Below are 2,025 nucleotides of genomic sequence, written 5' to 3'. Positions count from 1 at the left end.
GGCTGCGCAGGAAGTCGTCGACGAGCATCTCGATGTCCGCGGCGGTGAACGGTCGCAGTCCGATCATGCGCGCGAGGACCACCGGCCCGGCGAGCTGGGCCACCGCCAGGTCGCGGTCCCCGGGGATCAGGGTTCCGGCGGACTCGGCGGTGGACAGGACGGCGTGCAGGGGGGCGGCGTAGGAGTCCACGACGCCGCGGCGCAGCTCGCCCACCTCGTCGTCGTCCCCGGCACCCCGGCCCATCGCCAGCCATCCCCACATCGACTGCTGGAGCGGGGCGTCCTGGATCAGGCGCGTCATGGACGTGCACAACTGGACGAGTTGATCGCGCACCGGGGCGTCACTCGGAGGCGGCTCCGGCGCCGGCAGCAGGCGCCGGAACGCCGCCGCGATCAGTGAGTCGGTGGAGGGGAAGTTGCGGTACAGCGTGGTCCGGGCGACGCCGGACACGCGGGTGACCGCGTCCACCGTCACCGCCGCGGCACCACCTGACAGGAGCAGGTCCACCGCGGCGTCCAGGAGTTTTCCCCGCGAGCGGGCGCGGCGCGGATCGGTCGGAGACTGCATGGGTCCATTGTGACGGCCCCCGGTGGGATACGGTGTGGTGACCCGACCGATACCGGCGGTATCGTTTCTTCAGATGTCGCCACCTCCGACCCCAGGGAGCCGAAGTGCTGGAACTGACCACCGGACGGCGCCGCTGGCTGCTGTTCGTCAACATCGTGGCGGTGTCGCTGGTCGTCGCCACGATGTCCGCGCTGTACACCTCCCTCCCGGACATCGCCGTGGCCACCGGGGCAACCCAGGCCCAGCTCACCTGGATCGTCGATTCCTACACGCTGGCGCTCGCCGCGCTCGTGCTCACCGCAGGCGCCCTGGGCGACCGCTTCGGCCGCCGGGCCACCCTCATCGTGGGGCTGGCCCTGTTCACCGTGTCCTCGGCCCTGCCCATCTGGCTGGACTCGCCGCTCTGGGTGATCGTCCTGCGTGCGGTGGCCGGAGTGGGCGCGGCGTTCGTCATGCCCTCCACGCTCTCGCTGCTCACCGCCAGTTTCCCGTCCGAGCGTCGCGGTTCCGCGGTGGGCATGTGGGCCGGGTTCGCGGGTATCGGCGGGATCGTCGGCCTGCTCAGCTCGGGGGTCATGCTGGAGGTGTGGTCGTGGAAGGCGATCTTCGTGGTCTACTCCGGCATCGGTCTGCTGGTGCTCCTGGCCGCCCTCACGATCGGTGAATCCGTGGCGTCCCGGCACGGGCGGCCGGACGTGCTGGGATCCGTGTTCTCGGCGCTGGCGGTCGGTGGCGTCGTCTTCGGCCTCATCGAGGGCGCGCACACGAGTTTCTCCGACCCCCTCGTCGTCGTCACCCTCATCGTGGCCGCGGTGAGCCTGCTGGCCTTCGTCCTGGTCGAACTCCGTGCCACCGATCCCCTTCTCGACGTGCGGTACTTCCGCCGGCGGGGCTTCGCCACGGGTTCCATCTCCGTCGGGATGCAGTTCCTGACGATCTTCGGGTTCTTCCTGCTGATCGTGCAGTACCTGCAGTTGGTCAAGGGGTACGACCCGATCGCCGCCTCCCTGGCGTTGGCTCCGATGGCGCTGCCGGTCCTGCTCTTCTCGCTGGTCTCGCCCCGCATCACCGCCGTGGTCGGGCTGCGGGTCGTCTCCGTGGTGGGCGTCGGCGCGATCGCGGCCGGGATGATCCTGCTCTCCCGGCTGGGTGTCGACTCCACGTACTGGGACATCATGTGGCCGATGCTCGCGGCGGGCGTGGGTCTGGGGCTCTCGACGGCGCCGGCGACCTCGGCGATCGTCTCTGACATCTCCGTCGACGAACAGGGGGTGGCCGCCGCCGTCAACGACGCGATGCGCGAGGTGGGAGCCGCGATCGGCATCGCGCTCTCGGGCAGCATCCTGGCCGGCCGCTACGCCACCGGGATCGTCGACGTCCTGCCCGGCGTGCCCGAGTCCGGGCGTCAGGCGGTGGAGAGCTCGTTCGCCGGCGCGGTGGAGTTCGTCGCCGTGGCC

2 protein-coding genes are annotated in these 2,025 nt (G+C 70.7%); one reads left to right on the top strand and one right to left on the bottom strand.

Features of this window, described 5'->3' with window-relative positions:
* Positions 1 to 568, bottom strand: a 568-nt coding sequence (locus G6021_RS13060; RefSeq protein WP_182641477.1) for a TetR/AcrR family transcriptional regulator, incomplete at its 3' end; no start/stop codon positions are given.
* A 104-nt stretch (positions 569 to 672) separates the two neighbouring features.
* On the opposite strand from G6021_RS13060, the gene G6021_RS13055 reads away from it, so the two are divergent.
* The coding region (locus tag G6021_RS13055; protein ID WP_182641476.1) for an MFS transporter at positions 673 to 2,025 on the top strand (1,353 nt) is incomplete at its 3' end.

Source organism: Dietzia sp. CW19, from assembly GCF_014145265.1.
Lineage (GTDB): Bacteria > Actinomycetota > Actinomycetes > Mycobacteriales > Mycobacteriaceae > Dietzia > Dietzia natronolimnaea.
Note: the sequence above shows the minus strand (reverse complement) of the source record. Positions and strands in the feature narration are given on the sequence as shown.